Source organism: Microbacterium sp. ARD31 (assembly GCF_031844425.1).
In genome coordinates this window covers 18,601-44,095 of the sequence record NZ_JAUZVE010000004.1, presented here as the reverse complement: position 1 = coordinate 44,095, position 25,495 = coordinate 18,601, and the positions used below count along the sequence as shown (strand labels likewise).

25 protein-coding genes and 1 tRNA gene are annotated in these 25,495 nt (G+C 70.7%); 10 read left to right on the top strand and 16 right to left on the bottom strand.

Features of this window, described 5'->3' with window-relative positions:
* Positions 1–36 precede the first annotated feature (36 nt).
* Positions 37–121, top strand: a tRNA-Leu gene (locus Q9S36_RS13795).
* 55 nt (positions 122–176) lie between these two features.
* Here the strand turns inward: Q9S36_RS13795 and Q9S36_RS13790 are convergent.
* Positions 177–1,265, bottom strand: a complete 1,089-nt coding sequence (locus Q9S36_RS13790) for a VIT1/CCC1 family protein (protein ID WP_311285614.1) — start codon at positions 1,263–1,265, stop codon at positions 177–179.
* Positions 1,266–1,383: 118 nt separating this feature from the next.
* Positions 1,384–3,237, bottom strand: a complete 1,854-nt coding sequence (locus Q9S36_RS13785; RefSeq protein WP_311285613.1) for a DEAD/DEAH box helicase — start codon at positions 3,235–3,237, stop codon at positions 1,384–1,386.
* Between the two features lie 153 nt (positions 3,238–3,390).
* Between Q9S36_RS13785 and Q9S36_RS13780 the strand changes: the two genes are divergently transcribed.
* Positions 3,391–4,260, top strand: coding sequence for an SGNH/GDSL hydrolase family protein (locus Q9S36_RS13780; protein ID WP_311285612.1), 870 nt, complete (start codon positions 3,391–3,393; stop codon positions 4,258–4,260).
* Positions 4,261–4,263: 3 nt separating this feature from the next.
* On the opposite strand, the gene Q9S36_RS13775 is transcribed toward Q9S36_RS13780, so the two are convergent.
* Positions 4,264–5,067, bottom strand: coding sequence for an RNA methyltransferase (locus Q9S36_RS13775; RefSeq protein ID WP_311285611.1), 804 nt, complete (start codon positions 5,065–5,067; stop codon positions 4,264–4,266).
* A gap of 128 nt (positions 5,068–5,195) precedes the next feature.
* Between Q9S36_RS13775 and Q9S36_RS13770 the strand changes: the two genes are divergently transcribed.
* Together Q9S36_RS13770 and Q9S36_RS13765 are read left to right on the top strand one after the other, a co-directional pair.
* Positions 5,196–6,035 (top strand): Sir2 family NAD-dependent protein deacetylase, encoded by an 840-nt coding sequence (locus tag Q9S36_RS13770; protein WP_311285882.1) that lies wholly within the window; start codon positions 5,196–5,198, stop codon positions 6,033–6,035.
* A gap of 63 nt (positions 6,036–6,098) precedes the next feature.
* Positions 6,099–6,707 (top strand): histidine phosphatase family protein, encoded by a 609-nt coding sequence (locus Q9S36_RS13765; RefSeq protein WP_311285610.1) that lies wholly within the window; start codon positions 6,099–6,101, stop codon positions 6,705–6,707.
* A 3-nt stretch (positions 6,708–6,710) separates the two neighbouring features.
* Here Q9S36_RS13765 and Q9S36_RS13760 read toward each other — a convergent pair whose 3' ends face one another.
* Genes Q9S36_RS13760 through Q9S36_RS13740 form a run of 5 tightly spaced genes read right to left on the bottom strand, consistent with a single transcriptional unit; the run spans position 6,711 to position 12,833 of the window.
* Complete coding sequence (locus tag Q9S36_RS13760; RefSeq protein ID WP_311285609.1) at positions 6,711–7,538, bottom strand: CoA ester lyase; 828 nt, start codon at positions 7,536–7,538, stop codon at positions 6,711–6,713.
* Entirely contained in the window at positions 7,535–8,026 is a 492-nt protein-coding gene (locus tag Q9S36_RS13755) for a MaoC family dehydratase (protein WP_311285608.1), read from the bottom strand. The genes Q9S36_RS13760 and Q9S36_RS13755 overlap by 4 nt, the downstream gene beginning before the upstream one ends.
* A 10-nt stretch (positions 8,027–8,036) precedes the next feature.
* Entirely contained in the window at positions 8,037–9,209 is a 1,173-nt protein-coding gene (locus tag Q9S36_RS13750) for an acyl-CoA dehydrogenase family protein (protein WP_311285607.1), read from the bottom strand.
* 16 nt (positions 9,210–9,225) lie between these two features.
* Positions 9,226–11,223 carry a biotin carboxylase N-terminal domain-containing protein gene (locus Q9S36_RS13745; protein ID WP_311285606.1) on the bottom strand — a complete coding sequence of 666 codons (1,998 nt, stop codon included), beginning with the start codon at positions 11,221–11,223 and terminating at the stop codon, positions 9,226–9,228.
* A gap of 5 nt (positions 11,224–11,228) precedes the next feature.
* A complete protein-coding gene (locus tag Q9S36_RS13740) occupies positions 11,229–12,833 on the bottom strand; it encodes a carboxyl transferase domain-containing protein (RefSeq protein WP_311285605.1) in 1,605 nt (534 codons plus the stop codon).
* 105 nt (positions 12,834–12,938) lie between these two features.
* On the opposite strand from Q9S36_RS13740, the gene Q9S36_RS13735 reads away from it, so the two are divergent.
* A complete protein-coding gene (locus tag Q9S36_RS13735; protein ID WP_311285604.1) occupies positions 12,939–13,526 on the top strand; it encodes a TetR/AcrR family transcriptional regulator in 588 nt (195 codons plus the stop codon).
* Between the two features lie 50 nt (positions 13,527–13,576).
* On the opposite strand, the gene Q9S36_RS13730 is transcribed toward Q9S36_RS13735, so the two are convergent.
* The 3 genes from Q9S36_RS13730 to pdhA are packed head-to-tail and all read right to left on the bottom strand — an operon-like array spanning position 13,577 to position 17,156.
* On the bottom strand, positions 13,577–15,016 hold the full coding sequence (locus Q9S36_RS13730; protein WP_311285603.1) for a dihydrolipoamide acetyltransferase family protein: 1,440 nt from the start codon (positions 15,014–15,016) through the stop codon (positions 13,577–13,579).
* Positions 15,013–16,023: an alpha-ketoacid dehydrogenase subunit beta gene (locus Q9S36_RS13725; RefSeq protein WP_311285602.1), complete on the bottom strand. Its 1,011-nt coding sequence runs from the start codon at positions 16,021–16,023 to the stop codon at positions 15,013–15,015. Before Q9S36_RS13725 ends, Q9S36_RS13730 begins: the two co-directional genes overlap by 4 nt.
* Positions 16,020–17,156, bottom strand: coding sequence for a pyruvate dehydrogenase (acetyl-transferring) E1 component subunit alpha (gene pdhA / locus Q9S36_RS13720; protein WP_311285601.1), 1,137 nt, complete (start codon positions 17,154–17,156; stop codon positions 16,020–16,022). The genes Q9S36_RS13725 and pdhA overlap by 4 nt, the downstream gene beginning before the upstream one ends.
* A 166-nt stretch (positions 17,157–17,322) precedes the next feature.
* Between pdhA and Q9S36_RS13715 the strand changes: the two genes are divergently transcribed.
* Positions 17,323–17,796 (top strand): Lrp/AsnC family transcriptional regulator, encoded by a 474-nt coding sequence (locus Q9S36_RS13715; protein WP_251449578.1) that lies wholly within the window; start codon positions 17,323–17,325, stop codon positions 17,794–17,796.
* On the opposite strand, the gene Q9S36_RS13710 is transcribed toward Q9S36_RS13715, so the two are convergent.
* Positions 17,768–18,763 carry a DMT family transporter gene (locus Q9S36_RS13710; RefSeq protein WP_311285600.1) on the bottom strand — a complete coding sequence of 332 codons (996 nt, stop codon included), beginning with the start codon at positions 18,761–18,763 and terminating at the stop codon, positions 17,768–17,770. The genes Q9S36_RS13715 and Q9S36_RS13710 overlap by 29 nt on opposite strands.
* Before the next feature lie 72 nt (positions 18,764–18,835).
* Here Q9S36_RS13710 and Q9S36_RS13705 point away from each other — a divergent pair, with 72 nt between their 5' ends.
* On the top strand, positions 18,836–19,405 hold the full coding sequence (locus tag Q9S36_RS13705) for a CGNR zinc finger domain-containing protein (RefSeq protein WP_311285599.1): 570 nt from the start codon (positions 18,836–18,838) through the stop codon (positions 19,403–19,405).
* Here the strand turns inward: Q9S36_RS13705 and Q9S36_RS13700 are convergent.
* Entirely contained in the window at positions 19,392–20,285 is an 894-nt protein-coding gene (locus tag Q9S36_RS13700) for an alpha/beta hydrolase (RefSeq protein WP_311285598.1), read from the bottom strand. The genes Q9S36_RS13705 and Q9S36_RS13700 overlap by 14 nt on opposite strands.
* 80 nt (positions 20,286–20,365) lie before the next feature.
* Here Q9S36_RS13700 and Q9S36_RS13695 point away from each other — a divergent pair, with 80 nt between their 5' ends.
* Entirely contained in the window at positions 20,366–21,103 is a 738-nt protein-coding gene (locus Q9S36_RS13695) for an exonuclease domain-containing protein (RefSeq protein WP_311285597.1), read from the top strand.
* A 39-nt stretch (positions 21,104–21,142) separates the two neighbouring features.
* Here Q9S36_RS13695 and Q9S36_RS13690 read toward each other — a convergent pair whose 3' ends face one another.
* From Q9S36_RS13690 to glgA, 3 genes are all read right to left on the bottom strand, one after another.
* On the bottom strand, positions 21,143–21,394 hold the full coding sequence (locus tag Q9S36_RS13690; protein WP_251449573.1) for a type B 50S ribosomal protein L31: 252 nt from the start codon (positions 21,392–21,394) through the stop codon (positions 21,143–21,145).
* Between the two features lie 117 nt (positions 21,395–21,511).
* Positions 21,512–22,297 carry an ABC transporter ATP-binding protein gene (locus tag Q9S36_RS13685; RefSeq protein ID WP_251449572.1) on the bottom strand — a complete coding sequence of 262 codons (786 nt, stop codon included), beginning with the start codon at positions 22,295–22,297 and terminating at the stop codon, positions 21,512–21,514.
* 10 nt (positions 22,298–22,307) lie between these two features.
* Positions 22,308–23,501: a glycogen synthase gene (gene glgA, locus Q9S36_RS13680; protein WP_311285596.1), complete on the bottom strand. Its 1,194-nt coding sequence runs from the start codon at positions 23,499–23,501 to the stop codon at positions 22,308–22,310.
* Positions 23,502–23,548: 47 nt separating this feature from the next.
* On the opposite strand from glgA, the gene glgC reads away from it, so the two are divergent.
* The gene (gene glgC / locus Q9S36_RS13675) at positions 23,549–24,793 is read left to right on the top strand and encodes a glucose-1-phosphate adenylyltransferase (RefSeq protein ID WP_251449570.1); all 1,245 of its coding nucleotides are present in this window, start codon (positions 23,549–23,551) and stop codon (positions 24,791–24,793) included.
* Between the two features lie 55 nt (positions 24,794–24,848).
* Complete coding sequence (gene serB / locus Q9S36_RS13670; RefSeq protein ID WP_311285595.1) at positions 24,849–25,490, top strand: phosphoserine phosphatase SerB; 642 nt, start codon at positions 24,849–24,851, stop codon at positions 25,488–25,490.
* The last annotated feature ends 5 nt before the right edge of the window (positions 25,491–25,495 follow it).

Here is a 25,495-nt window from a genome sequence, read left to right as displayed (position 1 = left end):
AGTGTCGATCCTCGGTTGCGAAACCGAAAACCACCTGCGCGGGTGGCGGAATAGGTAGACGCGCTAGCTTGAGGTGCTAGTGCCCGTATAGGGCGTGGGGGTTCAAGTCCCCCCTCGCGCACAAAGTGAAAAAGGCCCCGATGAGGGGCCTTTTTCCGTTTCCGGGAGTGGGCGTCTCATCCGACGCTGACGCCGAACAGCAGACCCAGGGCGTAGGTGATCGCGGCGGCGCCGAAGCCGATCGCGAGCTGGCGCAGCGCTCGGCGCAGGGGCGGCGCGCCCGACAGGAGTCCGACCATCGCGCCCGTCGAGAGCAGGGCGATTCCGACCAGGACGAGCGCGAGCACGACGGCTCCGACGCCGGACAGGCCGAACAGCCACGGCAGCACGGGGATGACGGCGCCGGATGCGAAGAAGAGGAAGCTCGAGACCGCCGCCCCCATCGCCCCGCCGACGACCTCGTGATCCTCGCCGCCCTCGTCATGGCCGCGGTACGGCGTGGCCGCGTCGGCCGCGCGGGCGTCGACGAGGACGCGCGCGGCCTTCTCACGGGCGTCCTCCGCGCTCATTCCCCGCGTGCGGTACACCAGCGCCAGCTCGTTCGCGTCGAGGTCGAGGTCGGGAAGCACGTGGTCGGCGTCGTTGTTGGGCTGCGTGGCGGCGAGAAGCTCCCGCTGCGAGCGGACCGAGACGAACTCGCCGGCTCCCATCGACAGGGCTCCCGCGAGAAGTCCGGCGATGCCCGAGAAGAGCACGAACTGCGGCGCGACACCGGTCGCCCCGATCCCCAGCACAAGGGCGAGGTTCGAGACGAGTCCGTCGTTGGCCCCGAACACCGCGGCCCGGAAGGTGCCCGACAGCCGACGTCGGCCGCGTGCGGCGAGGCCCCGGACGACTTCCTGGTGGATGCGCTCGTCCGCGGCCATCGCCGCGGTCGCGTGCGGGTCGGCGGCGTACGGGGAGCGGCCCTCGGCGTTCTGCGCCAGGGCGAGGACGAAGATCGACCCGAACCGCCGTGCCATCCGTCCCAGCAGTCGCGTGCGGGTGTCCGGCCGCGGAAGCCGCGCGGGCTCGCCGCCGAGGAGATCGAGCCAGTGCGCCTCGTGCCGCCCCTCGGCGTCGGCCAGGGCGATCAGGATGGCACGCTCCTCGCCCTCGCGCCGGGCCGCGAGCTCGCGATACACCCGCGCTTCGGCGCGCTCGTTGACGAGGTACTGCGCCCAGCGGCGTCGATCGCGGTCGGTGGCTGCGGTGGGCGCGCTCAAACAGGTCTCCGGTGGGTGCGGAAGCGGGTGGGGACCCGTAAACGCTACTGAGCCACCCGAGCGGAAACCGGCTCGAAGCGGGGATTGCCAGCATTTCGGAGCCCCGAAGCGGGCTCGCTCACGCCCGGACGCGAGAGCGCAGCGTGTCGATGCGCGACTGCAGCTGCGCGACGGTGGCCTGCGAGACGGCCGGTCCGCCGCAGATCCGGCGGAGCTCGGCGTGGATCGCGCCGTGGGGCTCGCCGGACTGCCGGGCGTAGAGCCCGACCAGGCTGTTCAGCAGCTGGCGCTGCTCCTTCAGCGTCCGGTGCAGCGCCACGGGCGGCGCCACAGCAGGCGACGCCTCACCGGTGGCCTCCCGAGCCTCGCGGGCGTGACGGTGACGCCCCTGCCGCACCTGTCGCTGCATGAGCAGCTCGTGGACGTGCTCGGGCTCCAGCAAGCCGGGGAGCCCCAAGAACTCCTCCTCCTCGGGGGTGCCCGGCACCGCCAGCTGTCCGAACTCGCGCCCGTCGTACAGGACCCGATCGAAGTGCGCCTGCGAGCCGAGTGCCTGATACGTGAACTCCTCGGTGAGGGCATCGGATGCCTTGTCCTCACGCTCCGCGGCATCCATCAGATCGTCGTCCAGCGCCCACTCGTCGTCGCCGTCGCTGTCGCGGTCCAGCGCGTGATCGCGTTGACGCTCCATCTCGCCGGCAAGGGCGATCAGCTGCGGAACATGCGGAAGAAAGACGCTCGCGGTCTCACCGCGGCGGCGTGCGCGCACGAAGCGGCCGATGGCCTGGGCGAAGAACAGCGGCGTCGAAGCCGAGGTGGCGTACACGCCGACGGCCAGGCGCGGCACGTCGACACCCTCGGACACCATGCGCACGGCGACCATCCACCGGCTCGTCCCCGCGGCGAAGGTCTCGATGCGCGACGACGCCTCGGCCTCATCGGAGAGGACCACCGTGGGTTCCTCCCCCGTGAGCTCGCGCAGGATCGCGGCGTACGCACGCGCGGCGGTCTGGTCGGTGGCGATCACCAGACCCCCGGCATCCGGCACCTGCTCCCGCACTTCGCTGAGACGGCGGTCGGCCGAGCGCAGCACGGCCGGAATCCATTCGCCCTCCGGGTCGAGGGCGGTGCGCCACGCCTGGGAGGTGATGTCCTTGGTGTTGTCCTGGCCGAGCTGCGCCTCCATCTCATCACCGGTCTTGGTGCGCCAGCGCATCTGACCGGCGTAGACCAGGAAGATGACCGGACGCACGACGCCGTCCTCCAGCGCCCGTCCGTACCCGTAGCTGTAGTCGGTGCGCGAGATGCGGATGCCCTTGTCGTCCGGGTGGTACTCCACGAACGGGATGGGGGCGGTGTCGCTGCGGAAGGGCGTCCCCGACAGCAGCAGGCGTCGCGTGGCGCGCCCGTACGCCTCGCGGAGCGCGTCTCCCCAGCTGAGGGCATCGCCGCCGTGGTGCACCTCGTCGAGGATGACGAGGGTGCGTCTGTCCATGACCAGGCGCTGGTGGACCGAGGCCTTGACGGCGACCTGGGCGTACGTCACCGCGACGCCGTGATAGTGACGGGCGGGGGCGGCGTGGCGGTTGCTGAAGGCCGGGTCCAGCCGGATCGAGACCCGCGCGGCGGCGTCCGCCCACTGCGTCTTCAGGTGCTCGGTGGGGGCGACGACCACGATGCGGTCCACCACGCGGCGGCGCATCAGCTCGGTGGCCAGGCGAAGGGCGAAGGTCGTCTTGCCGGCGCCGGGCGTCGCGGCGGCCAGGAAGTCCCGGGGGCCGGAGCCCTCGCCGTCGGGACCGTCGAGCCCGAAGTACAGATCGAGCGCCTCGGCCTGCCATGCCCGCAGCCGCTGAGCCGTGCCCCAGGGCGCGCGCTGCGGGAAGGCCGGCGAGAGGTGCTCCGCGGCGAAGCTGCCGATGTGCGGTGATCCACCGGATGCGGGTTCGGTCGACGTCTCGACGTGGTCCACCGGCAGCCTCCTCCCACTCGCGACAGCGAGTCTCCACGATAGGCGACCCCGACCCCACGACCGGCACCCGTGCGTCCGGCGCGAGCGGACGCACCCGGGGCCCCGCCGACCGGCGGTTAGGCTGGATCGAGGTCACGAACCGAGGAACACCCCATGCCGACGAGCGACGACTCCCGCACCCCGTACATCCCCAACCCGCAGCAGCACCCCTGGCGACGCTATGTCGCGATCGGCGACTCGTTCACCGAGGGGATCGGCGACCCCGAGCCGTCGTCCCCGGGGGGTCATCGCGGCTGGGCCGACCGGGTCGCCGAAGTGCTCTCGAGCACAGTCGACGACTTCGCCTACGCCAACCTGGCCGTGCGGGGAAAGCTCATCGGGCAGATCGTCGACACGCAGCTCGAGCCCGCGATCGCCCTCAAGCCCGATCTGGTGACCTTCTCCGCCGGCGGCAATGACGTCATCCGCCCGACGTCGGATCCCGACGCGGTCGCCGAGGTGTTCGAGGACGCGGTCGTGCGCCTGAGCGCGGACGGTGCGACGGTCGTCGTCTTCACCGGCATCGACACGCACTTCACACCCGTCTTCCGCGGGATCCGCGGCAAAGTCGCCATCTACAACGAGAACATCCGGGCGATCGCGGATCGCTACGACTGCATCGTCGCCGATCAGTGGGCGCTCAAGGAGATCCAGGACATGCGGTTCTTCGACGACGACCGTCTGCACCTGAATGCGCTCGGCCACCATGAGGTGGCGCGGATGGTGCTGCGCGCGCTCAACGTGCCGAACGACCTGCAGCCGATGCAGCCCGACCCGCTCCCCCGCCGCACGTGGCGCCAGGCCCGCGCGGTGGACCTGGTCTGGGCGCGCGAGCATTTCGTCCCGTGGGTGCTGCGGCGCGTGCGCCACCAGTCCTCGGGCGATCTGGTCACCGCCAAGCGGCCCGACCCGCTGCCGATGGCGCGTCCGGCGACCCGGGAGGACGCGAACGAGCCGTCCGGCGTCGACGACGAGCGCCCCTGAACCTCAACGCCTGCGCAGCTCCCACAGCGCGACGGCGCTGGCCGCGGCGACGTTGAGGGAATCCACTCCCCCGGCCATCGGGATCGTCACGACGGTGTCGGCCGCCTCGAGGGCCGCGCGGGAGAGACCGTCGCCCTCGGCACCGAGGACGAGCGCCACCTTCCCCGGCCCGGACGCCGCATAGTCGTCCAGCGCGACCGCCCCCTCGGCGAGGGCGAGCGCGGCGATGTCGAAACCCGCCCCGTGGAGGACCCCGGCCGCGGCGGGCCACTCCGGCAGGCGGGTCCACGGCACCTGGAACACCGTCCCCATGCTCACCCTGACGCTCCGGCGGTAGAGCGGATCGGCGCACCGCGGACTGATGAGCACCGCATCGGCACCGAGGCCCGCGGCCGCGCGGAAGATGGCGCCGACGTTGGTGTGGTCGACGATGTCCTCGAGCACCACGACGAGCCGGGACGCCGCCAGGAGCTCGGCTGCCGGAGCGAGCGCGGGTCGGTGCATCGCCGCGAGGATCCCCCGGTGCACGGCGTAGCCCGTGAGACCTTCGGCCACCGCGGCGTCCACCACGTAGACGGGGACATCGCGCCCCGCCAGCAGCCGTTCCGCGTCGGCGCGCCACTTGTCCTGCACCAGCACCGACCGCACCCGATGACCGGCGGCCAGGGCTCTGGTCAGCACCTTCGCCGACTCCGCGATGTAGAGCCCTCCGGCAGGCTCCATCACCCGCCGGAGGGCCACATCGGTGAGATCGCGATAGTCCACCAGCCGCGGGTCACCGGCATCCTCGATCGACTCGAACGACATCGACACCTCCGCTCTCCACTCTCGCAGGTGCCGGGGCGACGGCCGTAACATCCCCGAAAACGCCTGCGCCTACACTCGGAGGGTCGAAGGGGGGTGCCAGGGTGACCACGGGAGCCACGGGAGCCACGGTGACGGACCAGGACGACGTCGTCACCGAGGTCCTCGCGCGCGCGATCGACGCGCTGGCGGGCCGCCGGATCGCGGTCCTCACCGGCGCCGGGATGTCCACCGACTCCGGCATCCCCGACTACCGCGGCAAGGGCGCACCCGTGCGGACGCCGATGACCGTCGAGCAGTTCCTCTCCAGCGATGCCGCCCGGCGACGCTACTGGGTGGGCAGCCATCTCGGCTGGAGCACGTTCGCGGCCGCGCAGCCGAATGCCGGTCACCGCGCCCTGGCGTCCCTCGAGGAGCGCAGCCTCGTGACCGGGGTCATCACCCAGAACGTCGACGGCCTGCACGTCCGCGCGGGCAGCCGTCGGGTGGTGGAACTGCACGGCACCATGCGCCGGGTCTTCTGCACCCGCTGCGGTCAGGTCTTCGACCGCCGCGACCTCGCCGTGCGCGTCGAGACCGAGAATCCGTGGATCACCGTCCCCGCGAACGTCCGGCTCGGTCCCGACGGCGATGTGCTGCCCGAGAGCACCGACGGATTCGTCGTGCCGGGATGCAGCGTCTGCGAGGGGATGCTCAAGCCCGACGTGGTGTTCTTCGGCGAGTACATCCCCCTCGAGAAGTTCCGCGAGGCGGAGCAGCTCGTCCACTCCAGCGACGCGCTGGTCATCGCCGGCTCCTCCCTCGTCGTCAATTCCGGCATCCGTCTTCTCGAGCGCGCCCGCCGGCGACGGATGCCGGTCGTCATCGTCAACCGCGGTGCCACCAGGGCGGACTCGCGCGCGACCGTCAAGATCGACGGCGGCACGACCGAGGTGCTCACCACGCTCGCCGCGGCGCTGCCCGACCGCTGAACCGCGCGGACTGCGGACCGGCGCGAGAGGCTCGTCGGATCTGTCGCGCGTAGGCTCGATGCCGTGACGACACTGATCCTCATCCGCCACGGCGAGACCGACTGGAATCGCGATCGCCGCATTCAGGGGGCGACCGACATCCCGCTCAACGACACCGGCCGGCGGCAAGCGCACGAGGCGGCGCTCGCGCTGCAGGACCGGCGCGATGCCGGCGAGCGACTCGCGATCGTCTCGAGCGACCTCTCCCGCGCGAGCGAGACGGCCGACATCATCGCCGGCACTCTGGAGCTCGCCACCCCGCGCCGCTATGCACAGCTGCGCGAGCGGGCCTACGGGGAGGCCGAGGGGATGCAGATCGAGGAGTTCGCGCGCCGGTGGGGGTCGAGCTATCGCGGCGGCGTGCCGGGCGCCGAGGAGCCTGTCGCGCTGCGCACCCGCGCGCGGAAGGCCCTCGCGACCGTCGTCGCAGACCTGCGCCGCTCGAGCGCGCCGTCCCGCACCACGCTCATCGTCGTCGCCCACGGAGGGCTGATCCGCGAGATCATCGGCCACGCCACGGGCGACGAGCTCCCTCGACCCGGCGAGCGGCTGGCCAACGGATCCGCGCACGAGGTGCGCTACGAGCGCGAGCGCCTGACGCTGCTGTCGTACGCCCCGCCCGTCCTCGTCTGACCGTCAGCCCCCGGGTGTGTCCGCCTCGGCGCGGTGGACGAGCGCGCGCGCGTGGCGCAGCACCGGCTCGTCGACCATGCGGCCCTCATGCGTGAAGACCCCGCGCCGTCCATCGGCCGCAGCCAGCACGTCCCGCGCCCAGGCGAGAGCTCCGTCATCGGGGCGATAGGCCGCGCGGATGACCTCGACCTGACCCGGGTGGATGCACGCCGTTGCGGCGAATCCCGATGCTGCCGCATCCATCGCCTCTATGCGCAGTCGCTTGTGATCGGCGATGTCGAGGTGGACGGCGTCGATCGCGGCACGGCCGTGCCCGCCCGCCGCCAGCAGCACCCGAGCGCGGGCCGCGCGGGCGACGTCGCGGTAGCGGCCGTTGGGTTTGCGGCTGGACGAGCCGCCGAGAGAGGCGACGAGGTCCTCCGCACCCCACATCAGCGCAACGACGTTGTCGAGCTGGGCGATACGCTCCGCCGCGAGCACGCCCCGCGCGGTCTCGCACAGCGCGACCACGGAGAACCGCGCGTCGATGCGCCGCAGCTGCTTCGGAGATTCGGCCTTGGCGACCATGACGGTTCGGATGTCGGTCTGCGACAGTGTCGCCATGTCGGCGGCGAAGTCCTCGGTACCGGTCGGGTTCACGCGGACGATGACGCGGCCGGGGTCCAGATTGGCCTCGATGAGGGCTCCGCGAGCCTCCTGCTTGGAGCCGGCCGCCACCGCGTCCTCGAGGTCGAGGATCACGGCGTCCGCGCGCCGCAGGGCCGTGTCGAAGCGCTCGGGACGATCTGCGGGGCAGAACAGGATCGCGGGGCCGAGCTCGAAGCGGCTCACGGCTGCCCCGGAGTGTCCGGCGCGGCATCCCGGCACCACATCAGCGCGGCGCGGGTCGCCGTGGCGACGACCTCGCCGCGCTGATTGCGGCCGGTGTGCCTCATCGTGACGACGCCCTGCCCGGGGCGGGACGAGGACAGCCGGACGTCGAGGATCTCGGTGTCGGTGTACAGGGTGTCGCCGTGGAAGAGCGGCGCGGGGAAGGAGATGTCGCTGAGGCCGAGCTGGGCGACGAGCGTGCCCTGGGTGATCTGGGCGACGGAGGCCCCGACCATCGTCGCCAGCGTCCACATCGAGTTCATCAGCCGCTGCCCGAACGGCTGCGTCGCCGAGTAGGCGGCATCCAGATGCAGGGCCTGCGCGTTCATCGTGAGCGACGAGAAGAGCACGTTGTCGGCCTCGGTCGCGGTCCTGCCGGGGCGGTGCAGGTAGCGCGCACCGACCTCCAGCTCCTCGACGTACAGGCCTCGCTGGACGAACTCGGTCACGGTCGTCACGCTACCCCTCCATGCCCAGCGCCCGCGAGATGACCAGCAGCTGCACCTCGCTGGTTCCCTCGCCGATCTCGAGGATCTTCGAGTCGCGGTAGTGGCGCGCGACCGGGTACTCGTTCATGAACCCGTTGCCGCCGAAGGTCTGCGTCGCATCGCGGGCGTTGTCCATCGCCGCGTCGCTGGCGGTGAGCTTGGCGATCGCCGCCGCTTCTTTATAGGGGCGGCCGGCGTCCCGCAGCCGGGCGGCGTGGTGCCAGGCGAGGCGCGCGGTGTGCACGCGCATCCGCATGCGGGCGATCATGAACTGGATGCTCTGCCGGCTGGACAGCGGCGACCCGAAGACGGAACGGGTCGCGGCGTAGTCCAATGCGGCCTCGAGGCACCCTTCGGCCGCGCCGGTCGCGAGGGCCGCGATCGCGATGCGTCCCTCGTCGAGGATGTGCAGGAAGTTCGCGAAGCCCCGCCCGCGTTCGCCGAGCAGGTTCGCGGCGGGGACACGCGCGTCCGAGAAGGACAGGGGATGCGTGTCGGACGCATGCCACCCGACCTTGTCGTAGGCGGGGCCCACCGTGAATCCGGGGGTGCCGCTGGGCACGATGATGGTCGAGATCTCCTTGCGCCCTTCAGCGGTCTCGCCCGTGACGGCCGTGACGGTGACGAAACGGGTGATGTCGGTGCCCGAGTTGGTGATGAACTGCTTCGAACCGTTGACCACCCAGTCCTCGCCGTCGCGGCGGGCCGTCGTGCGGGTGGCTCCGGCATCCGACCCCGCCTCGGGCTCGGTCAGCCCGAAGCCGGCGAGGGCCCTGCCCTCCAGCAGGTCCGGCAGGAGGGTCGCCTTCTGATCGTCGGTGCCGAACCGGAAGACGGGCATCGCGCCGAGGCTGACGCCGGCTTCGAGCGTGATGGCGATCGACTGATCCACGCGCCCCAGTGCCTCGATCGCGAGGCAGAGGGCGAAGTAGTCGCCGCCCTGTCCGCCGACCTCCTCGGGAAACGGCAGCCCGAACAGGCCGAGCTCGCCCATCTGGCGGACGACGTCGAGCGGCAGGGTCTTGGTGCGGTCGGCTTCGTAGCTGACCGGGGCGACGACCTCGTCGGCGAACGCACGGACCATCTGCGCGAGTTCGCGCTCGGTGTCGTCGAGGTCGTAGGCGGAGAGGCTCTGGCGTTCCATGGTGCTCCTCGGGGTGTCAGGAGGGGTCGGTGCGCGGCGGATCCGCGCGGCCTTCGGGTGCGGCGGCCGCGTCACGGGCGGCGGGCAGGACGTGGGCGAGGGTCTGGTCGCGAGATACCTGGGCGCCGGCCACTGAGGCGGGCGCGAGCTCGACGACGCCGTCATGAGGGGCGACCACGGGGTGCTCCATCTTCATCGCCTCGATGGTGACCAGGCGTTCGCCCGCACGCACGTGCGCGCCGGGGGCGACGTGCACCGCCACGATCGCGCCGGGCATGGGAGCCCGCACGTGGGGGTCCGCCGCACCCGCCGGTCGGGTGCGCTCCCGATGCCGGCGGGCGAAGTCCGTCCGCCGGTCGATCGGGCGCAGGCGGTGGGCGGCGCCCGCGGCGTGGACCCAGACGGCGCCGTCGTCGTCGACAGCGGCCGGGGCCTCGCCCTCGCCGTCCGTCACGGCGACGACGTGCACGACGCCGGCGTCATCCTCCAGCAGGCAGCGCCGCGGGCGCGCGGGACGGCCGGGCCGCCAGCCCGCCGGCACGCTCGACCACGCCGACCCCATCTTCGGGGCCGGGTCGGCCGGACCGGCGGGCGACAGGTCGCTGACGGTTCGGGCCGCCGTCGAGAGTGCGACGGCGTCGGGCTGCGGATGCCGGTGCTCCGGCATCCGATCGATCAGGCCGGTGTCGAGATCACCCGCACGGACGGCGGGGTCGGCGAGCAGCTCGCGGAGTGCGCCGATGTTCGTGTCGACGCCGAGGACGACGGTCCGTGCCAGCGCGTCGTCCAGGCGGTCCAGCGCCTGCGTCCGGTCGGCGCCCCACGCGATCACCTTGGCGATCATGGGGTCGTAGTCTCCGGTGACGCGGAAGCCGGTGACGACACCGGAATCCACCCGCACCCCGTCACCCGCCGGCGGATCCCAGCGCAGCACCGGCCCGCTCGCGGGGAGGAATGCGCGCGTGGGCGATTCTGCGTACACACGGGCTTCGACAGCATGCCCTCGGAATGCGACGCCGGGCGCCGCGAGGGTCAGCGGCAGCCCGGCGGCCGCGCGCAGCTGCTGCTCGACGATGTCGACGCCGGTGATCATCTCGGTGACGGGGTGCTCCACCTGGAGCCGGGTGTTCATCTCGATGAAGAAGAACGTGTCGGGGTCGGCTCCCGACACGAGGAACTCCACCGTTCCGGCGCCGAGGTAATCGACGCTCGCGGCGGCGGCGCACGCGGCGGCGCCGAGGCGCTCGCGCGTCGCGGCCGAGACGACCGGGGACGGCGCTTCTTCGATGACTTTCTGGTGGCGCCGCTGCAGGGTGCACTCGCGCTCGCCGAGGTGGACGATCCGTCCGTGCTCGTCGGCGAGCACCTGAACCTCGATGTGGCGGGGCCGCTCGATGAGACGCTCCAGCAGGAGGGTGTCGTCGCCGAACGACGCGCGCGCCACCCGGCGCGCCGTATCGATCGCGGGACCGAGTTCGCCCGCGGAGGCGACGACCTGCATCCCCTTCCCGCCGCCGCCCGCGGAGGGCTTCACCAGGAGCGGGAACCCCGCGGCGTCCGCGGCGTCGCGGATCTCGTCGTCCGTGAGGCCCGCGGCGCTGAAGCCGGGGACCGTCGGGACGCCGTGCGCGGCGACGTGCTCCTTGGCCCGGATCTTGTCGCCCATGATCGTGAGCGCCCGTTCGGATGGACCCACGAAGACGATCCCGTCCTCGGCGCACCGCCGGGCGAACTCGGCGTTCTCGGACAGGAAGCCGTAGCCGGGGTGGACCGCCTCCGCCCCGGTCTCCCGGGCCGCCGCGAGCACGGCGTCCATGTCGAGGTAGGACTTCGCTGCCGGCGCGGGACCGATCCGCACCGCTCGATCGGCTTCCGCCACGTGGGGTGCACCGGCGTCGGCGTCGCTGTAGACGGCGACCGAGCGGATGCCCAATCGCCGGAGGGTCCTGATGACGCGGCAGGCGATCTCCCCGCGGTTGGCAACGAGGACGGTGGAGAAGAGCGGGTCGGTCACGGCGATCACATCCGGAAGACGCCGAAGCGCGGTTCGGGCAGCGGTGCTCGCGAGATGACATCGAGTGCGAGCCCCAGGACGTCACGAGTCTCTGCGGGGTCGATCACGCCGTCGTCCCACAGCCGCGCGGTGGCGTAGTAGGGGTTCCCCTGTTCCTCGAAGCGGGCTTTCACCGGGGCTTCGAATTCCGCCTGGTCGGCGACGGCCCAGTCTTCGCCGCGCGCGGCGAGCTGGTCGCGCTTCACCGTCGACAGCACCGATGCGGCCTGCGCCCCGCCCATCACCGAGATGCGGCTCCCGGGCCAGGTCCACAGGAAGCGGGGCGAGTACGCGCGCCCGCACATGGAGTAGTTGCCGGCCCCGAACGATCCCCCGATGACGACCGTGAGCTTGGGCACGCGCGTGGTCGCGACGGCGGTCACCATCTTCGCGCCGTCCTTGGCGATGCCGCCCGCCTCGGCATCCCTGCCCACCATGAACCCGGAGATGTTCTGCAGGAACAGCAGCGGGATGCCCCGCTGGTCGCACAGCTCGATGAAGTGGGCGCCCTTCTGCGCCGACTCGGCGAAGAGCACGCCGTTGTTGGCCACGATGCCGACCGGGTGACCGTGGATGCGGGCGAAGCCGGTGACGAGGGTGTCGCCGTACGCCCGCTTGAACTCATGGAGATCGCTTCCATCGACCAGGCGGGCGATGACCTCGCGCACGTCGTACGGCACGTTGACGTCGACGGGGACCACGCCGTAGAGATCCGCAGGGTCGACCAGCGGGTCCGTCGACGGGGCGACCGCCCACGCCGGCGGCTCGGGGGCCGGAAGCGTCGCGACGATGTCGCGCACGATCTCGAGGGCGTGCTCGTCGTCGTCGGCCAGGTGGTCGACGACCCCGGAGCGGCGGGCGTGGAGCTCTCCCCCGCCGAGCTCCTCGGCGGTGACGATCTCGCCGATCGCGGCTTTCACCAGCGGCGGCCCGCCCAGGAAGATCGTGCCCTGACCGCGGACGATGACGGTCTCGTCGCTCATCGCCGGCACATACGCGCCGCCGGCGGTGCACGAGCCCATCACGGCCGCGATCTGCGGGATGCCGTCAGCCGAAAGCCGCGCCTGATTGAAGAAGATGCGCCCGAAGTGCTCTCGGTCGGGGAAGACCTCGTCCTGCATGGGCAGGAAAGCCCCCCCGGAGTCGACGAGATAGATGCAGGGCAGGCGGTTCTCTCGCGCGATCTCCTGCGCGCGCAGGTGCTTCTTGACCGTCATCGGGAAGTAGGTGCCGCCCTTGACCGTGGCATCGTTGCAGACGACGAGCACATGGCGACCGTGGATCAGGCCGATGCCGGCGATGACACCCGCCGCGGGAGCCTCGCCGTCGTAGAGGCCGTCGGCGGCGAGAGGCGCGATCTCGAGGAACGGACTCCCCTCGTCCAGCAGTCGGTCCACCCGCTCACGCGGAAGCAGCTTGCCGCGGGCGACGTGGCGGTCCCGAGATGCGGGCGGTCCGCCCTGGGCGGCGCGCTCCAGCCTCTCGCGCAGGTCGGCGGCGAGGTGCGACTGGGCATCCGCGGTGCGGGTGAACACGTCGTCGCGGACCACGGCGGTCGGCAGCACGCTCATGTCATCTCCATCGACGTCACGATCGGATCACGGCGGTTGTCCCGCCGCGATCGAACTGGTTAGTGTTCACTAACTGATCATCCAGGTTAGCGAGGGTTAACTGAAATGACAAGAGGTGCGACCGACCGCGAGCGGGCCAAAGCGGGCCGGCACGCGGCGATCCTCCGCGAGGCGTCGCGACTGTTCGCCGAACGCGGATTCAGCGGGGTGAGCCTGGAGGATCTCGGCTCGGCGGTCGGGGTGTCCGGGCCTGCGTTGTACCGCCACTTCGCCAACAAGCAGGCCCTGCTGGGGGCACTGCTGGTCGGGGTCAGCGAGCGCCTGCGCGACGGCGGGCGACAGGTCAGCTCGATCGACGGCGACCCGACCTCGAGGCTGCGTGCGCTCATCGAGTTCCACGTCGACTTCGCCCTCGCGGACCCCGATGTCATCCGGGTGCAGGACAGAGACCTGGCGAGCCTGAGAGACGAGGATCTCCGCACCGTGCGCCGGCTGCAGCGCGAGTACGTGGAGAACTGGATCGAGGTGCTGGCCGATCTGCATCCGCACCGCGACGCGGACGACCTGCGCGTCCGGGCCCATGCGTGCTTCGGCCTGATGAACTCCACCCCTCGCACCGCGCGCGGGCGCGCGGGAGGCGACGACGCGCGGGCCATCCTCGAAACGATGGCGCTCGCCGCCCTCGCACGATGAGGGCGGTCCCGCTCGGACCCACCCTCATCGCGTGCTGACCGTCGCGCCTCTCAGCAGTGCAGCATCGCCCGGCCGGGTTCGCGCAGGATCTCCCCCACGTGGGCGAGGAAGCGCGAACCCTGTTCGCCGTCGACCAGGCGGTGGTCGAACGACAGTGCGAGCGTCATCACATCGCGCAGCGCGATCTCGCCCCGGTGCTCCCAGGGTTGGCGCCGGACGGCTCCCAGCGCGAGGATGCCCGCCTCGCCGGGGTTCAGGATCGGCGTGCCCGCGTCGACGCCGAAGACGCCGACGTTGGTGATCGAGAAGGTCCCGCCGGCCATGTCGGCCGGAGCGGTCCGACCCGCGCGTGCCGTCTGGGCGAGCTCGCGGATCGCGTCGGACAGTTCGACCAGTCCCATCTCGTGGGCGTCCCGGATGTTCGGCACGACGAGCCCGCGAGGGGTGGCTGCGGCTATCCCGAGGTTGACGTACCGGTACTGCACGATCTCGTTCGCGCGCTCGTCCCAGCTCGAGTTGAGCTCCGGCGTCCTGGCCAGGGCGACGCACACCGCCTTGGCCGCGACCGCGAGGATGCCGATCCGATGGTCCACCAGCGACCGATCCGAGCGGAGCGAGGCGATCAGCTCCGAGGTCGCGGTGACATCGACGGTGAGGAAGGTGGTTACGTGGGGAGCCGTGAAGGCGCTGCGCACCATCGCCTCCGCGGTGTGCTTGCGCACCCCCCGGATCGGGGTGCGCACGACCCGCGCGTCCGGGGATCCGTCCTCGGGCTGCTGCTCCGCGCGTGCGGTCGCCGAGGTGGGCGGCAGGGCCTCCACGCGATGCGCGTACGCCTCGACGTCGGCTCGCGTGACGAGACCCTCGGCGCCGGTCGGCTCGATCAGCGCGATGTCGACGCCCAGTTGCTTGGCCAGCGCGCGAACGGGAGGGGTCGAGCGCGGCCGTTCCACGAGCGCGTCGTCGAGGTCCGGAGCGTGGACCGCGTCGTGCGGGGCCGCTTCGAGCACAGCGGTGTCGGTCGCGGCGCTTCCCAGCGCCGCGACTCGCGCTCGACGGCGCGGCCGTGCGGCCGCGCGCGGAGCCGCCCCGTAGCCGACGAGATTGGGCTGTGCCTTCTCGTCGTCGGCGGACACTGCGTCGGCGGATGCCGCTGCCTGCGGCGACTCGGCCGGCTCTGCCGGATGACCGGCGTCACCTGCGGTCGCGGGCGCGGTCTCGGAAGCGGGCGATCCGGACGGTGAGGAGTCACCTCCCAGGTCGAACGAGATGAGCACCGAGCCGACCTCGACCACGTCTCCGGCCGCCGCGTGCAGTTTGGTGATGACACCGGCATGAGGCGACGGCAGCTCGACGACGGCCTTGGCGGTCTCGACCTCGGCGATCGTCTGGTTGAGCGCGACGGTGTCGCCCTCGGCCACGAGCCACTGGACCAGTTCGGCCTCCGGCAGTCCCTCTCCGAGATCCGGTAGGCGGAAGTCTTCGATCACAGCTCCACCCCCGTCAGGCTGTTCGGTCGATCCAGCACGCGATCGACGGCGTCGAGGATCCGGTCGAGGTCGGGCAGGTGGTGCTTCTCGAGCTTGGCGGGCGGGTAGGGGATGTCGTGACCGGTGACCCGCGCCGGCGCCGATTCGAGGTAGTTGAAGCAGCGCTCGGTGACGCTCGCGACGAGTTCGGCGGCGACCCCCGCCTCGCGGGCCGCCTCGTGGGTGACCACGACGCGCCCGGTCTTGCGCACCGACGCCGTGACCGTGCGGTAGTCGACAGGCGAGATCGAGCGGAGGTCGATGACCTCGATCGAGATCCCCTCGTCCTCGGCGGCGGCGGCGGCATCCAGTGCCGTGCCCACCTGCGCGCCGTAGGTGAGGATCGTGACGTCGGAACCCTGCCGCGCCACGCGTGCCAGCCCCATCGGCGCGGCATCCGCGAGATCGACCGAGAGATCGACCTCCCCCTTGGCGTGGTACAGCCGCTTGGGCTCGAAGAACACCACCGGATCGTCCGAGGCGATCGCCTGACGCAGGCATACGTAGGCGTCCTGGGGGTTCGACACCGCCACGACGCGAAGCCCTGCGGTGTGGACGAAGTAGGCCTCGGGCGATTCCGAGTGATGCTCCGCCGCCCCGACTCCCCCCGCCCACGGGATGCGGATGGTGATGGGCATCCGCACGTTGCCGCGCGTGCGGTAGTGCAGCTTGGCGACCTGGCACACGATCTGGTCGAAGGCGGGGTAGACGAAGCCGTCGAACTGGATCTCCACCACCGGGCGGTAGCCGCGGAAGGCCAGTCCCACCGCGGTGCCCATGATGCCGGACTCGGCCAGAGGTGTGTCGATGACGCGCTGGGCGCCGAACTCGTCGAGCAGTCCGTCGGTGATGCGGAAGACGCCGCCGAGCTTGCCGATGTCCTCGCCCATGACGAGCACCTTCGGGTCATCGGCCATGGCCCGGTGCAGACCCTCGTTGATGGCCTTCGCCATCGTCAGCTGCGTCATCGCCCGCTCCCGTCCTCGTCGTCGGCGAAACCGTCGAGATAGGCGCCGAACCAGCGACCCTGCTCTTCGAGCCCCGAGTGGGGCTCGGCATAGACGTGGTCGAGGACGCTGAGCGGCGGGAGGGTCTTCGCGCCGATCGCCGCAGCACGCACCTCGGCGGCGAGGTCGTCCGCCTCGGCGGCCACGCTTCGCGAGAACTCCTCGTCGAAGGCGTCCTGCGCGCGCAGCAGCGCCTCGATGCGCGCAAGCGGATCGCGAGCGGCCCAGCGCTCGACCTCTTCCTTGTCGCGATAGCGCGTGGGGTCGTCCGATGTGGTGTGCGGGCCCATCCGGTACGTCACCGCTTCGATGAAGGCGGGGCCGCCGCCGGCGCGCGCATTCTGCACCGCCCATCGCATCGCGGCGAGACAGGCCAGAACGTCGTTGCCGTCCACCCGCAGGCTGGGGATGCCGAATCCGGGAGCGCGACCCGCGATGGGGAACTTCGCCTGCACGGTCACCGGCTCCGAGATCGCCCACTGGTTGTTGGTGCACACGAAGACCACGGGAGCCCGGAAGGACGAGGCGAAGACCATGGCCTCGTTCACATCGCCCTGGCTCGAGGCGCCGTCGCCGAAGTAGGCGGCGGCGACCTGGTCGGTGCCGTCGCGCTGGATGCCCATCGCGTAGCCGACCGCGTGAAGCGACTGGGCGCCGATGATGATCTGAGGCGTCGCGGTGTTGATCTCGTAGGGGTCGTACGTCGAATGCGACTCGCCGCGCCACGCCAGGACGAAGTCCGCCGGCTTGGCACCGCGAACGTGGTTGACGCCGATCTCGCGGTAGCTCGGGAACGCGAAGTCGTCGGCGCGCAGCGCGCGAGCAGTGCCGACCTGGACGGCCTCCTGGCCGCGGCAGGGCGCCCACAGCCCGAGCTGCCCTTGACGCTGGAGCGCGACTCCTTCGGCATCGATGCGCCGCACCAGGGCCATGTCGCGGTACAGACCGCGGACCGTCTCGACGTCCACATCGGCGATCCAGCGGTCGAGGTCGGGGTCGGCGACCCGCGCGCCGTCCGGGCTCACCAGCCGCGCGACGTCGTCGATGTCGGTCGCCGGATCGGCTGTCGGTGTCAGGGTGTGCGCCATCGTCATCTCCCTCGTCCGGAGCCTGCCTCGTGAGTAGGCCCGGGGTGGAATGCCGGCGTCGTCGCCGACAAGGCCGAGAATACGTCTGCGACGCATGTGGCTCAAGCATCCGGCAGAAGCTTGAGCATGTTGCGCAACAGAAGGGTCGGACAGCGTGCTATCGTTTCGCACTATGAGCGCACTGGACCACGTCGACCTCGAGCTGCTGGCCGCCCTGGCGGACGACCCGCGTGCCACGGTCGTCGCTTTGGCCGAGCGGCTGGGCCTGTCCCGCAACACCGTGCAGGCGCGCATGGCGCGGTTGGACCGCTCGGGTGTGTTCCTGTCCTACGAGCGGGCGATCTCGTCGTCGGCGCTGGGGTTCCCGATCGAGGCGTTCATCAGCGTCATCGTGCGTCAGGCCGAACTGCCGCGGATCACCGAGGAACTCCTCCGCGTGCCCGAGATCGTGCAGGCCCACGGCCTCAGCGGGCAGGTCGACCTGCTGGTGCGAGTGGCGTGTCGCGACACCCAGCACCTGTTCGACACGGATGCGCGCATCCTCGCGATCGAGGGCGTGGAGCGCACCGAGACCTCTCTGGTGATGGGCGAGGTCATCCCCTATCGCGTGGTCCCGCTCATGGAGCTGGCACGGCGGGAGCAGTAGCGACTGCAGGCAGCGATCGTCGCGCGATTCCGGCATCCCATCGCACCGCGACGACACCCAGCAGGATCAGAGCGCCGCCGGCGAACTGCACGGGTCCGGGCGTCTCTCCCAGCAGGAGCCAGGCGAAGGCCAGAGCGAACAGCACTTCCGCCAGTCCGATGAAGGACGCCAGCCTCGACCCGATGCGCGGCACGGCGATGACACCCAGGGCGTAGCCGACCGCCGTGGACGCGATCGCGACCCACAGCACGGGCACGATCCACGGCAGGGAGACACCGCCGACGACGACCGACACGGCGGGCGCGTGGAAGGGCAGGATGCCGGTCACGCCCAGAAGAACGATGATCGCCGCGCCGAACAGCAGACCGCCCGCCGCCAGCGCGATCGGCGACAGGTCGTCGACCGCCCGTGCAGAGATGACGAAGTAGACGGCGGCGCACACGGCGGCGCCGAGGGCGAGGAGCGTTCCCCACAGGTCGAAGCGGGCGCCGGCGACATCCACGACGAGGACAAGCCCGGCGACAGCGATGAGCGACCCCCCGAGCACGAGCGCCGAGGGCCGCCGACGGGTGCGCAACCACACGAAGCCGACAAGGAGCACCGGCGCGAGGTACTGGATGAGCAGAGCGATGGCCACCGGCATCCGCTGCATGGCCGAGAAGTAGAACAGCTGACAGCCGAGCACGCCGGTGAGACCGAACCCGGCGATGAGGGGGCCGTGCCGGCGGAGGAATCCGCGCTCGCGGCGAAGTGCTCGCACGAGCGCCGGAGCGAGGATGAGACCGGCGATGCCCATGCGCGCCGTCAGCGCGGCGCCGAGCGACCATCCCGCCTCGAGCAGCGGCTTCACAAGGGGTCCGCTCGACGAGAATGCGAGGGCAGAGACGACAGCGAGGAGCAGACCGGAGGTATGAGCCCGCCCGACGACGAGACCCGAGGACGATCCCGTCGTGGGTCGAGCAGCCACTGCCATCCGCCTGTCATGAGTCATCTGCACTTACACTGGTGACAGTATCCCGAGGGACTGTCAGGAGTCAACATGGTTTTCATTCGTGACACCCGCGATGCGCTCGCGGCCGCTGTCGACCTCGTGAACACTCTTCCGGCGACAGACACTGCGGGCGTGGACCGCCTCGACACCGCGGAGGACCTCGCACGCTACCTTCGCGCGCACCCGTACTCCGGGCGCATCTCGCATGACGAGGACGAGAGGCGCTCCCTGCGCGAGATCCGCACGCGACTGCGTGGCCTGTGGTTCGTGGACCGCGACGGCGCGGTGCCCCTGGTCAACGACATGCTGCGAGACGGTGAGGCGCTTCCCCAGCTCGTCATCCACGACGAGTACGACTGGCACATCCACGCCACTTCCGAGGACGCACCGCTCGCCACCCGCGTCATGGTCGAGGCGGCGATGGCCTTCGTCGACGTCATCCGCTCGGACGAATACGATCGCGTCCGCGTGTGCGCGGCCGACGACTGTCTGAGCGTCTACATCGACTATTCGAGGAACCGGTCGAAGCGATACTGCGACACCGGCAACTGCGGCAATCGCATGAACGTCAACGCCTATCGACGTCGACGGGCACGCGAAGGCCTCACCTCGTCGTGACGTCCGCGAGGAACTCCTGGATCGCCGAGGCTGCGGCGTGCGGAGTCTCGTAGTGGATGAGGTGACCGACGGCGGGGATCTCCACGAGGCGGGCGTCCGGGAAGAGCGTGCGCAGCTCCCGCTCCTTCTCGATCGGCGTGATGTCGTCCTTCTGCGCGGCCACCAGGAGCGTGGGCACGTCGACGGCGGGCGCGAACTCCCGGACGTCGTGAGACACCGAGGTCACGAAGGCGTCGTGGAGGACGTCACGATCGGCGAATCGCGAGAAGTAGGTGTCGTGCTGGTCGTGGACGAAAGCGCGGAGTCGTCGATCGCGCGTCTTGGCCATCGTCGCGCTCATGACGCGGACGATCGCGGGGTTGCGCAGCAGCGCGTCGCCGGCGCGCGCGGGGAGCCGCGCGGCCACCGTGTAGTAGGCGATGGCGAGCCGGGTCATCACCCCACGCGGTCCTTCCAGGGCGGGTGCCCCGATCGGGTTCACGAGGATGAGGGCCGGTGTCGAGAGCCCACCGGTCACGGCGGCGGCGGCGACGATCGAGCCGAAGGAATGGCCGAGCACCACCGCGCCGGGGGCGGTGGCCGCGGCGAAGGCGGTCAGCCACTCGGCATAGGCGTCGAGGTCGTGGGTGCGCGCGGGCAGCGGGGGCGTCTCGCCGAAGCCGGGCAGGTCGGGCATGACGACGCGGATGCCGGGAAGATACGCCACGACCGGCTCGAGCCCATGGTGCTCACCGCGGAAGCCGTGGACAGCGAGCACGGTGACCTCGGCATCCGGAGGTCCGTACGTCCAGTACGCGGTGCGGCCGCCGAGCACATCGGCTTCGCCGCGCTGCACCGGAATCTCGCGCAGCAGCGCACCGTAGGGATTCTCAGGCGGCATCAGGCGATCCTATCGGGGCGATCGCGCGACGTCGGAGCGGCACCCGAACGATGTCCGCGGGCGCACCTACCGTGTTCAGCATGCACGTGTGGCAGTCTCCTCCGCTGTCGATGTTCGAGTCCCCCGCCTGGCTGGACGTGGTGGGGGTTTTCGATCTCGAGACCACGGGCATCGACGTCACCGCCGACCGCATCGTCACGGCGCACGTGGGCATGCTCGACGCGACCGGAGCCGTCATGAGCGCGCGGGGCTGGATCGCGGACCCGGGCGTGGAGATCCCCGACGCGGCCGCGGCGATCCACGGCATCACCACCGCCGACGCGCGCACGCGCGGACGACCGGCCGCCGCGGTCGTGACCGAGGTCGTCGCGGCGCTGCGCGGTCTCCTGGAGGCCGGCATCCCGGTGGTCGCCTACAACGCGGCCTTTGACTTCTCCCTGCTTGCCCATGAGGCCGCCCGCCACGGCGTGCCGCCGCTGACGGCGCCGTCGCCGGTCATCGACCCGCTCGTCGTCGACAAGGCCTACGACCGCTATCGCCGGGGCAAGCGCACGCTGGGCGTCGTGGCGGCACACTACGACGTGCGCTTGGACGATGCGCACGAGGCGGCGGCGGACGCGGTCGCCGCGGGCCGGGTCGCGCAGGCGATCGCGGCTCGCTATGCGGCGTGGCTGCCCGCGACCGCCGAAGAGCTGCACACCCGGCAGATCGGGTGGGCGCGTGCTCAGGCGGCGAGCCTGACGGAGTACTTCGTACGCATCGGGCGCATCGACGCCGACGACAGCATCGACGGCACGTGGCCCGTGCGGGGCGCATGACGAAGGGCCCCGCCGAGGCGGGGCCCTTCGTGCGGCTGCTTACTTGGAGCCGAAGTTCTTGAAGCGCTGGTTGAACTTCTCGACACGACCGGCCGAGTCGAGGATGCGCTGCTTGCCCGTGTAGAACGGGTGCGAGGCGGAGGAGATCTCGACGTCGATCACCGGGTACTCGACACCGTCGAGCTCGATCGTCTTGTTGCTGGTGACCGTCGAGCGGGTGAGGAAGGTGTCGCCGGAGCCGAGGTCGCGGAACACGACGGCCTGGTACTCGGGGTGGATGTCAGTCTTCATGGGAAGTCCTTTGAAAGTGGTGCCCTGGATTTTGCCAGGGCGGTCAAAGTCTGGGGTGCGAGCGCACCAAGGGGCCATATTACCAGCCCGCGGCCGGCTGGAGGAATCCGAGCCGCGTCAGTGGGCGGCGCGGGCGGCGTACCTGCCGCCGTCTTCGGTGAGGACGATCGGCTGGCCGAAGGTATCGGTGAGGGCCTCGGCTGTCAGCGTCTGGGCGATCGGTCCGGCCGCCACAGCCCGTCCCGCGTTGAGAAGCAGGACGTGGGTGAACCCGACGGGGATCTCCTCGACGTGGTGGGTGACCATGATCATGGCGGGAGTCGTCGGGGCCTTCGCATAGCCGCTGAGCAGCGTGAGCAGCTCCTCGCGGGCGCCGAGGTCGAGGCTCGCCGTGGGCTCGTCCAGCAGCAGGATCTCGGGGTCGGTCATGACGGCGCGCGCGATCTGCACCCGCTTCTGCTCGCCGTCGCTGAGGGTGCCGAAGGTGCGGTCCGCGAGGTGGTCCAGCCTCCACTCTGCGAGCACACGCAGCGCGCGGCGCTCGTCGATGTCCTCGTACGCCTCGTTCCATCGTCCCAGCACCGAGAACGCGGCCGTCAGCACCACGTTCAGCACGGTCTCCTCCGGCGGCACCCGCCGGGCCATCGCCGACGATGCGAATCCGATGCGGGGACGGAGTTCGAACACGTCGGTGCGACCGAGCCGCTCGCCGAGGACGTCGACCTGACCCGACGTGGGGTGGATGAGAGTCGCAGCCAGCTGCAGCAGCGTGGTCTTCCCGGCCCCGTTGGGTCCGAGGATCACCCACCTCTGATCGTCGGCGACCGACCACTGCAGGTGATCGACGATGTCCCGGGCGTTTCTGCGGACGACGACGTCGGAGAACTCGAGCACCTGCGGCATGCCGTCTACCCTATCGGCCGACAGCGGCGACCTCCGTGTAGAGCGCGGCGGTCTGTTCGGCGATCCGCTCCCAGCTGAAATCCTCAGCGGCGCGCCGTCGGCCCGCCTCGCCGTACGCGCGCGCCCGCTCGGGGTCGCTCACCACCTCGGTCAGCACGCGAGCCAGATCCCCGACGAAGCGTTCGGGGTCGATGGGGGTTCCGGTACCGTCCTGCACCTGGTCGATGGGCACGATGCGGCCGGTGACACCGTCGACGACGACCTCCGGGATGCCTCCCGTGCCGGTGCCGACCACGGCGGCACCGCACGCCATCGCCTCGAGGTTGACGATGCCGAGCGGCTCGTACACCGAGGGACAGACGAAGGTGGTGGCGGCGGTGAGCACGGCGCACAGCTCGCGCCTCGGCAGCAGGCGGTCGATCCAGACGACACCCTCGCGCGTCTGCTGGAGGCCGCGGACGAGCTCCTCGACCTCGGCCATGATCTGCGGGGTGTCGGGGGCTCCGGCGCACAGGATGAGCTGCACGTCGGCGGGCAGGCGCTCGGCGGCGCGCAGCAGGTAGGGCAGACCCTTCTGCCGGGTGATCCGGCCGACGAAGACGACCGACGGACGGGCCGGATCGATCCCCATCTCGGCGAGCAGTCCCGGGTCCTCCACCGGTGCCCACGCGTCGGTGTCGATGCCGTTGTAGATGACCCGCACCTTGGCCGGGTCCAGCGCCGGGTAGCTGCGCAGGATGTCGTCGCGCATGCCCTCGCTGACGGCCACGACGGCGGCCGCTCCCTCGTATGCCGTCTTCTCGATGTAGCTCGAGACGGCGTACCCTCCGCCGAGCTGCTCCGCCTTCCAGGGGCGCAGCGGTTCCAGGCTGTGCGCGGTGACGACATGCGGGATGCCGTGAAGCAGTGATGCGAGGTGACCGGCGAAATTGGCGTACCAGGTGTGACTGTGGACGACATCGGCTCCGGCGACGTCCGACACGATCGCGAGGTCCGTGCCGAGCGTCTGGATGGCACCGTTGGCGCCGGACAGCTCGACGGGGACCCCGTAGGAGGTCGTGCCGTCCTCGTCCCGGGGGGCCCCGAACGCGCGCACCCGGACCTCCAGCCCGCCGCGCAATGCCTTGACGAGCTCGGCGACGTGCACACCGGCCCCGCCGTAGACCTCCGGAGGGTACTCCTTGGAAATGATGTCGACGCGCATGTGGGGAACGCTAGTACACAGCGCCGATCGCGTCCTAGTGTGGACCCATGCCTGCAGCGCCGAAGGTCTTCGGAATCATCCTCGCCGGCGGCGAGGGCAAACGTCTCATGCCGCTCACGGCGGACCGAGCCAAGCCCGCCGTCCCGTTCGGCGGCCAGTACCGCCTGATCGACTTCGCCATCTCGAACCTGATCAACTCGGGGCTGAGACAGATCGTCGTGCTCACCCAGTACAAGTCGCACAGCCTCGACCGTCACATCTCGCAGACGTGGCGGATGTCGGCGCTGCTGGATTCGTACGTCGCATCGGTGCCGGCCCAGCAGCGCCTGGGCAAGCGATGGTTCTCGGGGTCGGCGGATGCCATCCTGCAGTCGCTGAACCTCATCAACGACGAGCAGCCCGACATCGTCGTCGTGATCGGCGCCGATCACGTCTACCGCATGGATTTCCGCCAGATGCTGGCGGCCCACATCGACTCCGGCGCGCGTGCGACGGTCGCGGGAATCCGGCAGCCGCTGTCGATGGCCAACCAGTTCGGCGTCATCGACGTCGACGCCTCCGACCCGACGCGGATCAATCAGTTCCTCGAGAAGCCGCAGAACGCCACCGGGCTCTCCGATGCTCCCGACGAAGTGCTCGCCTCGATGGGCAACTACATCTTCGACACCGATGCGCTCATCGAAGCGGTCGAGGCCGATGGCGAGCTGCCGACGTCGAACCACGACATGGGCGGCGACATCATCCCCTACTTCGTCGATCGCGGCGAAGCCGGGGTGTACGACATGAAGCACAACGACGTGCCGGGCTCGACCGACCGCGATCGCTACTACTGGCGCGATGTCGGCACGATCGACTCGTTCTTCGACGCGCACCGCGACCTGATCTCCACGCTGCCCATCTTCAACCTCTACAACATGCAGTGGCCGATCCACTCGCAGTCCGTGAACTCCCCGCCGGCGAAGTTCGTCCGGGACTCCGTCGGGCGGATCGGCAACGCGATCGACTCGGTCGTCTCGCTCGGTTCGGTGCTGTCGGGCACCCATCTGGAGCGGAGCGTGGTGGGCCCGTGGACCCTGGCCGGAGGTGGGTCGACGATCACGGACTCGGTGCTGTTCGATCACGTGCATGTGGGCGCGGGCGCCCGTATCCATCGGGCGATCCTCGACAAGAACGTGATCCTGGCCGACGGCGCGACCGTCGGCGTGGACCGTGAGCGCGATCTCGCGAACGGCTTCACCGTGACCGATTCCGGCATCACGGTGGTGGGCAAGGGCGTGCGCGTCGAACGGTGACGCCGCGCGGCTCCTCGATGCGGGACCAGCACTCCCGCGGCGCTAGCGTGAGAGCATGCCCTCGCCCTCCGCGCGTCTCCTGGTCGTCCTCGATGCCGATTCGACACTGATCCGCAACGAGGTCATCGAGCTCATCGCTGACGAGGCCGGCCGCGGCGAAGAGGTCGCCGCAGCGACCGAGGCCGCGATGCGCGGTGAGGTCGATTTCGCCGCCAGCCTCCGGGCGAGGGTCTCGGTGCTCGCCGGCGTGCCGATCTCACGCTTCGAACGCGTCATCTCGCGCATCGAGCCCACCCCGGGCGTGGCCGAGCTCATCGACGCGGTCCACCGGCGCGACGGGATCGTCGGGGTGGTGTCCGGCGGCTTCCACGAGATCCTCGATCAGATCGCCCCCGCCCTCGGCGTCGACGTGTGGCGCGCGAATCGCCTCGACGTGCGCGAGGGGATGCTGGCCGGCACCGTCGACGGTGCGATCGTCGACGCGGCGGTCAAGGCCGCGACGCTGCGCGAATGGGCCCTCTCTTACGACGTTCCCCTCTCGCGCACGTTCGCCATCGGGGACGGTGCGAACGACCTCCAGATGATGGACGTCGCCGGGCTGGGCGTCGCCTTCAACGCCAAGCCGGCGGTGCGCGAGCGCGCAGACGTCGTCATCGGCCCCGTCGATCTCGCACAGGTCATCCCGCTCCTGCCCTGAGCCGG